8 protein-coding genes are annotated in these 8,302 nt (G+C 67.9%); 2 read left to right on the plus strand and 6 right to left on the minus strand.

All coding sequences use genetic code 11. The features are described 5' to 3' along the window. The 6 genes from DSP71_RS23980 to DSP71_RS14645 all read right to left on the minus strand — a co-directional run. Nucleotides 1-1,359 (minus strand): glycoside hydrolase family 3 protein (locus tag DSP71_RS23980; protein ID WP_258546466.1); only part of this gene is annotated, 1,359 nt, incomplete at its 3' end. Beyond that, on the minus strand, nt 1,359-2,507 hold the full coding sequence (locus DSP71_RS14625) for an ABC transporter permease (RefSeq protein WP_113681450.1): 1,149 nt from the start codon (nt 2,505-2,507) through the stop codon (nt 1,359-1,361). The genes DSP71_RS23980 and DSP71_RS14625, both read right to left, overlap by 1 nt. A 1-nt stretch (nt 2,508) precedes the next feature. Beyond that, nucleotides 2,509-3,597, minus strand: coding sequence for an ABC transporter permease (locus DSP71_RS14630; RefSeq protein ID WP_046746803.1), 1,089 nt, complete (start codon nt 3,595-3,597; stop codon nt 2,509-2,511). Next, nucleotides 3,594-4,400, minus strand: a complete 807-nt coding sequence (locus DSP71_RS14635) for an ABC transporter ATP-binding protein (protein ID WP_113681451.1) — start codon at nt 4,398-4,400, stop codon at nt 3,594-3,596. The genes DSP71_RS14630 and DSP71_RS14635 overlap by 4 nt, the downstream gene beginning before the upstream one ends. Then, nucleotides 4,397-5,221: an ABC transporter ATP-binding protein gene (locus DSP71_RS14640; RefSeq protein WP_061015111.1), complete on the minus strand. Its 825-nt coding sequence runs from the start codon at nt 5,219-5,221 to the stop codon at nt 4,397-4,399. Before DSP71_RS14640 ends, DSP71_RS14635 begins: the two co-directional genes overlap by 4 nt. A gap of 106 nt (nt 5,222-5,327) precedes the next feature. Further along, nucleotides 5,328-6,989 (minus strand): ABC transporter substrate-binding protein, encoded by a 1,662-nt coding sequence (locus DSP71_RS14645; RefSeq protein ID WP_113681452.1) that lies wholly within the window; start codon nt 6,987-6,989, stop codon nt 5,328-5,330. Nucleotides 6,990-7,146: 157 nt separating this feature from the next. Between DSP71_RS14645 and DSP71_RS14650 the strand changes: the two genes are divergently transcribed. Together DSP71_RS14650 and DSP71_RS23985 are read left to right on the plus strand one after the other, a co-directional pair. Further along, a complete protein-coding gene (locus DSP71_RS14650) occupies nt 7,147-7,794 on the plus strand; it encodes a TetR/AcrR family transcriptional regulator (RefSeq protein ID WP_113681453.1) in 648 nt (215 codons plus the stop codon). 131 nt (nt 7,795-7,925) lie between these two features. After that, nucleotides 7,926-8,302, plus strand: a 377-nt coding sequence (locus DSP71_RS23985; RefSeq protein WP_258546467.1) for a M20/M25/M40 family metallo-hydrolase, incomplete at its 3' end; no start/stop codon positions are given.

Genomic DNA, 8,302 nt, shown 5'->3' on the forward strand with positions numbered 1-8,302 from the left:
CGTGAGGATGTCGGCACCGCGGGCGTGGGTGACGCTCCAGCCGTCGATCGTCTGCAGGCCGTCGAGCACGGTCGTGATCATCTCGCGAGGCTGACCGTCGAGCCATCCCGCCTGACCGGAGCCGCCGGCCCAGTCGCCGAGCTGCGTCTGCGCGTCGTCGGCGAGGGGGCCGGTGACCGCGACCTTCAGCGCGGACGCGGGGTCGAGCGGCAGCACGCCGTCGTTCTCGAGCAGCACGAGCGAGCGGCGGGCGACCTCGAGGTTCAGTTCCGCGTGCTCCACGCTGCCCACCACGGTGTCGAGCGCGGTGCTAGGAAGGCGCGGGTTCTCGAAGAGCCCCAGCTCGAACTTCAGCGTCAGGATGCGGGCGGCGGCGGCGTCGAAGGCGTCCTCGGCGAGCATCCCCTTCGCCACGGCATCCAGCGCTCCCTCGAAGAAGCCGGGCGTGGTCATGATCATGTCGTTCCCCGCCCGCACGGCAGCCGCGGCCGCGTGCGTGATGTCGGGCTGGATCCGCTGCTCCCACACCATGCGACCGACGTTGTCCCAGTCGGTGATGAGCGTGCCGGTGTAGCCCCATTCGCCGCGCAGCACGTCGCTGAGCAGCCAGTCGTTGGTGGTGATCGGCACGCCGTCGGTGGTCTGGTAGCCGAGCATGAACGTGCGGCAGCCCTCGCGGGCGACGCGCTCGAACGGCGGCAGGAACCACGAGCGCAGCTTGCGGCGGGAGATGTCGGCCTCGCTCGCGTCGCGCCCGCCCTGGGTCTCGGAGTACCCGGCGAAGTGCTTGGCGGTCGCGAGGATGGCCGTGGGGTCGTCGAGTCCGTCACCCTGATAGCCGCGCACCATGGCCGAAGCCAGTTCGCCGATCAGGAACGGGTCTTCACCGAAGGTCTCGTCGATGCGACCCCAGCGCAGATCGCGGGCGATGCACAGCACGGGCGAGAACGTCCAGTGTATGCCGGTGACCGCGACCTCCTCGGCCGTCGCACGGGCGACGCGTTCGACGAGCGCGGAGTCCCACGACGCGGCCATGCCGAGCTGCGTCGGGTAGATCGTCGCCCCCGGCCAGAACGAGTGCCCGTGGATGCAGTCCTCCCCCACCAGGAGCGGGATGCGGAGCCGGGTCTGCGCCGTGAGCTCGTTCGCTCGCAGGATGCGCTCGGGCGAGGTGTGCAGGATCGAGCCCGCATGGCGCCGCGCGATGTGGTCGTCGATGTCGTCGCGAGCGTCGAGCTGAAGCATCTGCCCGACCTTCTCCTCCAGCGTCATGCGGCTGAGGAGGTCGGCCACGCGCTCGGGGATCGAGAGAGCGGGGTCCTGGTACGGGAGCTGCGTGGTCAGAGTCTGAGAGGTCATCACTTCGTGTTCTGGTTCGTGTTCGGTGTCGGGGTCGTCGAGGCGTCGCCGGGCCCGGAGGGGTCGGACGAGGTCGCCGACGTTACGGGATCGGGAGCCTTCTTCGGCAGGGGCACGCTGCGGACGACGGTGACGGCGTCGTTCACGTTCAGCCCCTTCTTCTTCATCGCCCTGGCCCGCTCGCCCGCCGAGCGCAGTCGCGGGTTCACGTACTCGTCGATGCCGAAGTTGATGAGCGAGAGCGCGACGCCGATGATCGCGATGCAGAGCCCGGCCGGCACGTACCACCACCACAGTCGCGGGAACGCACCGTTCTGCTGCGCCCAGAACAGGATGGTCCCCCAGTTGAGGTTGCTCACCGGGATCACCCCGATGAAGGCCAGCGTCGTGAGACCGAGGATGGCCGCGGTCACGGTCCCGACGAAGCTCGAGGCGATGAGCGCCATGAGGTTCGGGAGCATCTCGACCGTGATGATGCGGCGCAGCGGCTCGCCGTTCGCGCGCGCGGCCTGGATGAAGTCGCGGTTGCGCAGCGACATGGTCTGCGCGCGCAGCACGCGGGCGCCCCACGCCCACCCGGTTATCCCCAGCACCGCGGCGATCACGATCAGCGGCGGGTTCTCGAACTGCGAGGCGATGATGATGATCAACGGGATGCCGGGGATCACCAGGAACACGTTGGTCAGCGCCGACAACGACTCGCTCTTCCAGCCGCGCACGTAGCCGGCGATCACACCGATCGTGATCGCGATGATCGTGGCGATGAAGGCCGCGAGGAATCCGACGACGATCACACCGCGGGTGCCGTAGATGATCTGGCTCAGCACGTCTTCGCCCATGTGCGTCGTGCCCAGCCAGTGCTCCCAGGAGGGCGGCTGACGCAGCGCCGTGCGGTCCTTCTGGGTCGGCCCGTACGGGGCGATCCACGGAGCGAGGATCGCGATGAGCACGAACACCCCGAGGATGATGAGCCCGGCGATCGACTTGGGGTTGCGGAACATCGCGAACGCCTGCGCGAGCTGCGACCAGAACGTCTTGCGCGGCGGCGCTCCCGTCGACGGGGTGCGCAGCGTGGCGGTCTCGGGCATGCCGGAGACGACGGCCGATCCGTCGGGCGCTGTGGTCGCTGCAGTGGTGGGAACGGTCATGTCAGGACTCCATCTGGCGCGTGCGCGGGTCGAGGTAGGCGTAGACGACATCGGCGAGGATGTTGGCCACGAGCACAGACAGCGTGATCACGAGGAACACGCCCTGCATGAGGGCGAAGTCCTTGGCGTTGGTCGCGTCGAGCAGCAGCTTGCCGACACCCGGATAGCTGAACACCATCTCCATCACGATCGTGCCGCCCACGATGAAGCCGATCGACAGCGCGAAGCTCTGGATCTGCGGCAGCACCGCGTTGCGAGCGGCATAACCCCAGAGCACCCGCTTGTTGGGCATACCCTTCGCCTGCGCGACCGTGATGTAGTCGTCGTCGAGCACCGTCAGCATCATGTTGCGCATGCCGAGCACCCATCCGCCGAGCGAGGCGACCACGATGGTCAGCGCCGGGAGCGTGCCGTGCATGATCACCTGGCCGATGAAGTCGAGACTCCATTCCGGCGACTGCCCCTTGTCGTAGGCATGCGATGACGGGAACCACTTCAGGGTCGAGGAGAAGATCGCGATCGCGATGAGTCCGAGCCAGAAGTACGGGATCGTATTGAAGAACGTGGTCACCGGGATGATCGCGTCGAGCCTGCTGCCCCGCTTCCATCCGACGACGGCTCCGAGCAGCGTGCCGATCGCGAAGGAGATGATGGTCGCGATGCCGACCAGCCCGAGCGTCCAGGGCAGGGCGGCGGCGAGCACCTCGGCGACCGGCCGCAGGCCGTGCAGGGTCGAGATGCCGAGGTCGCCGCGCAGCAGCATCCCCCAGTACTCGAGGTACTGCTGCCAGATGGACTTGTCGGTGTCGATGCCGAGCAGCACGCGCAGCGCGTCTGCCGCCTCGGGGCTCACGTTGCGGTTGCGCGCGAGGTACGAGCTGACCGCGTCGCCCTTCATGAGGCGGGGCAGGAAGAAGTTGATCGTGATCGCCGCCCACAGTGTGAACAGGTAGAACGCCGCGCGACCGGCGAAGAAGCGCCACGGCACCGGCCGCCTGGTGCGCTCTGCCGTGGTCGCCGTGGTGCCGACCTCGAGGGCATCGCGGGCGACGAGGTCGTTGTCGTCGAGCTGGGGGAGAGCGGAGCTCACAGCGCGCCTCCGTTCGATGCCGCTGCAGCGAAGTGCTTCTCCGGATCGGGAGAGGCCGCGCGCAGCTCGCGGGTGTACGGATCCTGCGGGTTGAGGATCACATCGTCGGCGGTTCCGTACTCGACCACGCGCCCCTGGTTGAGGACCATGATCTCGTCGCTGAAGTGCCGGGCGGTCGCCAGGTCGTGCGTGATGTAGAGCACACCGAGTCCCTCTTCGCGCTGCAGATCGGCGAGCAGGTTCAGCACGCCGAGCCGGATGGAGACGTCGAGCATCGACACCGGCTCATCGGCGACGAGGAGCGAGGGACGCGAGGCCAGGGCACGGGCGATGGCAACGCGTTGCCGTTGGCCGCCCGACAGCTCGTGGGGGCGGCGGTCGATCACCGCGTCCGCATCGAGGCGCACCCGGTCGAGGAGCCGACGCACCTCGTTCTCGGTCTCCTTCTTCGGCACCACCTCGTCGAGGCGGATCGGACGCTCCAGGTGGTAGCGGATCGAGTGGTACGGGTTGAGCGAGGCGAACGGGTCCTGGAACACCATGCGCAACTGCTGGCGGTACTTCCGCAGGCCCCTGCCGCGGCGCGGGATGGGCTTGCCGTCGAGCAGCACCTCGCCGCTGGTCGGGGTCTCGAGCTGGGTGAGGATCTTCGCGATCGTGGACTTGCCGCTGCCGGACTGGCCGACCAGGCCGATCGTCTGGCCGGACGTCAGGGTGAAGCTCACGTCGTCGAGGGCTTTGATCTGCCCGGCGCCTCGGACGTTGTACGCCTTCGTGACATTGCGGAACTCGAGGGTGGTCATCGCACCAGCACCCCTCTCTCCCCGGTGAGCCGGGGGAACGACGACAACAGGGTCTTCGTGTACTCGTGCTCCGGCTGCGTCCAGATGCGCTCTGCCGTATCGAGCTCGATGATCTCTCCTTCGCGCATGATCGCGATCCGGTCGCTGATCTCCAGCAGAAGCGGAAGGTCGTGGGTGATGAAGATCACCGAGAAGCCGAACTCGTGCCGCAGCTGAGAGATCTGCTTGAGGATCTCCCGCTGCACCAGCACGTCGAGCGCGGTCGTCGGCTCGTCCATGACCATCAGCTGCGGACGGAGCGCCAGGGCCATGGCGATCATGACGCGCTGGCGCATGCCGCCGGAGAGCTCGTGCGGGAAGGAGCGCACACGCTGACGGCCGACCTTGACGATCTCGAGCAGTTCCTCGGCCTCGGCACGCCGCTGCTTGCGGTTCATGTCGGGGCGGTGGATCTCGAACACGTCCTCCAGCTGCGAGCCGATCGTCGCGACGGGGTTGAGGGCGTTCATCGCGCCCTGGAACACCATCGACACCTTGTCCCAGCGGAATCGCTGCATCGCGTCGACGTCCAGAGCGTTGATGTCGATGTCGATGCCGGTCACGTCGTGGAAGGTCACGCTGCCGCCGGTGATGACGGCCGGAGCGCGCAGCAGGCGCTGCACCCCGTAGGCGAGCGTGGTCTTGCCGCATCCGCTCTCCCCGGCGAGGCCCAGGATCTCGCCGCGCTGCAGTTCGAGGGTCACGTTCTTCACCGCCTCGACGGGCGGATCGACGTCGTACACGACGGAGAAGTCGCGCACGGTGAGCAGGGGGTCTGGCATGGGGGTGTCCTTCGTGGGGGCGGGCCCTTCGACAGGCTCAGGGACCCAGATGGGGTGGCTGAGCCTGTCGAAGTCCCGGCTGTGGGTGGCTGAGCCTGTCGAGGTCCTACTCGGCGGGCTTCAGCTTCGTGAGGATCTGCACGATGTTCGGCTGCGTCGGGTCGGCGGACGCGTAGGTGTCGTCCTCCGAAGGCCAGCCGACGTAGTTGCGCGTGTTGAACTCGCCCAGCAGCGGGTGGGCGCCCAGCGGGATGGCCGGCACCTGCTCGGAGAAGATCGTCTGCAGCGTGTCGATGGCGGTGGTGCGCTCCTCGTCGGACGAGGCGTTCGCGTAGGTGTTCAGGGCGGCGGTCGCCTCCGGGTCGTCGAAGCGACCGAAGTTGAAGCCGGCCTTGCCCTCGGGGGAGATCCACCGCGGATCCATGGTCGAGGTGTAGAGGCCGTACGCCGTGCCGCTGTCCTCCAGCCAGTGGATGATCGCAGAGAACGTGCCGTTGTCGCGGGGATCGGCCCAGCCGCCCCAGTCGGGCATGTCGATCTTGACCTCGGCGCCGATGCTGTCCTTCACGTCCTCGGCGATGAGCTCCTGCGCCGTGTTCCAGTCGCTCCAGCCGGACGGGACGGAGAGCGTGAACGAGACGGGCGTGCCTTCGGGGTCGATCAGGGCGTCGTCCTTCCAGGTGTATCCGGCGGTCTCCAGCAGGTCACGCGCCTTCTCGGCGTCGACCTTGTAGTCGAATCCCTCGAACTCCGGCTGGATCTCGTCTTCGAGGATCGACGACAGTCCCGTCACGGACCAGACCGGCTCGCTGGCACCCTCGCGCGCGATGTCGACGTAGGCGTCGCGGTCGATCACCCAGGCGAGCGCCTGACGGAAGGCGGGGTCGTCGAACGGCTTCTGCTGCAGGTTCATGAACAGCGTGGCCGAGCCGGTGGTCGGGGAGGCGAGGAACTTGTTGTGCTCGGGGTCGGCCGAGAGGAACTGCTCCTCGATCTGCGGGATGAACGCCTGCGCCCAGTCGGCGTCGCCGTTCGCGAGGGCCGTGGTGAGGGCGGTGTTGTCACCGTACGAGACGTAGTGCAGCTCGGGCACGGCGAGGTCGCCGCCCCAGTAGTCGTCGCGCGCGTCGAGCGTGACCGACTCGGTCGACCAGTTCGCCATCGCGTAGGGGCCGGTGCCGACGAGGTCGTCGCCCTTGACGGGGTCGGTGGCCGGGTCCTCGAACTTCTCCCAGATGTGCTTGGGGACGATCGGCACGTGCAGCACGCGTGCCTGGTTGACGTACTTGGAGTCGCCGAAGCTCAGCACGACCTTGTCGCCGTCGACCTCGGCGCCCTCGTACTTGAGGCCGGCGGTGTCGAGGGCGGGGATCGAGGCGGTCTCGAACGAGAAGACGATGTCGTCGGCCGTGAACGGCTCGCCGTCGCTCCAGGTGACGTCCGCGCGCGGGACGACCGTGAGCTGCGTGTAGTCGTCGTTCCACTCGAGGCTCTCGGCGAGCCATGGCGTGGTACCGCGATCTCCCGTCTGGTTCACCAGGGCCAGGGTCTCGAACACGACCTTGGCGTAGCCGTACTTCGACGCGGCGGAGTCGCCGACGAACGGGTTGTTCGACTCGGTGGTGATCGCACCGTCGGGCTTCGCGATGGTGAGGGATGCGGATCCGGCGCCGTCGCCGGATCCACCGCCGGCCGAGCAGCCGGCGAGGGCCGACACACCGAGCGCGGTGATCGCGGTCGCGGCGATCAGAGACTTTCTGAGCTTCATTGCTTCTCCTAGGCACGGGTCTTTGTGCTGTGTCGCCGGCGAACGGGGGTCCGCCGGCCGTCGTGATTTGCTTACTGTCGAGAAAGTAAGCTTCCGTGAGGTTACCGAGTAGTAAGTTTGACCGCAAGCACAGTCCGACGATGGAGAGGAGGCCGCGGTGGCAGACAGCGACCAGACAGTGCGCGTGCGCCCGGCGACGCTCGAGAAACGCGAGCAGATCCTCAAGGCCGCGATCGAGATCTTCGGCAACAAGGGCTCGACCAACGGGACCCTGGCGGACGTCGCCGAGCAGGTCGGCATCACGCACGCCGGCGTGCTCCACCACTTCGGCTCGAAGCAGAAGCTCCTACTCGAGGTGCTCGCTTACCGAGACAGGGACGATGTCGCCGGCCTCGCCCAGAAGCACATTCCCGGGGGACCGGAACTGTTCCTGCACCTCGTGCGCACCGCCTTCACGAACGAGAAGCGGCCGGGCATCGTGCAGGCCTACACGGTACTCTCGGCGGAGTCGGTCACCGACGAGCATCCCTCGCGCCCGTTCTTCGAGGAGAGGTACACGACACTGCGCCGCGAGGTCACGGCCGCGTTCCACGAGCTGTGCGCCCAGGAGGGCGTGCGCGACCCCGACTCGGTCGCTGCCGCCTCCGCCGCGATCCTCGCCGTGATGGACGGGCTGCAGCTGCAGTGGCTCCTGCACCCCGGGGCGATCGAACTGGGCGCGACCAGCGAGTTCGCGATCCGGGCGATCGTGAACGCCGTGCTGCACCCCGGCCCAGACCTCACGACCTACACATCCCCCGCCTGATCCCCCCCCTACCCGCGGCACCGAGACCCATGCGCCGCGCCGAAACCCATCGAGCCAGACGCTTGTGACAGTGGGTCTGGGCGGCGACCATGGGTCTCGGCAACGCGGGGCTGCCCGGCTAGGCTCGGGCCATGACGATCGACCTCGAAGCGCTCTACATCGACCTGCACCAGCACCCCGAGCTCTCGTTCCAGGAGACGCGCACCGCCGGCATCGCCGCCCAGCACCTGCGCGACCTCGGCCTCGAGGTCGAAGAGGGTGTCGGCGTCACCGGCGTCGTCGGCGTGCTCCGCAACGGCGAAGGTCCGGTGGTGTGGGTGCGCGCCGACATGGACGCGCTCCCCGTCGAGGAGCAGACCGGCCTGTCTTACGCCAGCACAGCGAAGGGCGTCGACCCCGCGGGGACGACCGTTCCCGTCATGCACGCCTGCGGCCACGACATGCACGTCACCGCCATGATCGGCGCGGTCGAGAGGCTCGTCGCCGAGCGGTCCGACTGGTCGGGAAC

This window comes from Microbacterium sp. H6 (genome assembly GCF_003314775.1).
Classification (GTDB): domain Bacteria; phylum Actinomycetota; class Actinomycetes; order Actinomycetales; family Microbacteriaceae; genus Microbacterium; species Microbacterium oxydans.

Coding starts and splice junctions, on each gene's coding strand:
- DSP71_RS14625 (WP_113681450.1), bottom strand. CDS start 2,507: ATGACCGTTCCCACCACTGCAGCGACCACAGCGCCCGACGGATCGGCC.
- DSP71_RS14635 (WP_113681451.1), bottom strand. CDS start 4,400: ATGACCACCCTCGAGTTCCGCAATGTCACGAAGGCGTACAACGTCCGA.
- DSP71_RS14640 (WP_061015111.1), bottom strand. CDS start 5,221: ATGCCAGACCCCCTGCTCACCGTGCGCGACTTCTCCGTCGTGTACGAC.
- DSP71_RS14645 (WP_113681452.1), bottom strand. CDS start 6,989: ATGAAGCTCAGAAAGTCTCTGATCGCCGCGACCGCGATCACCGCGCTC.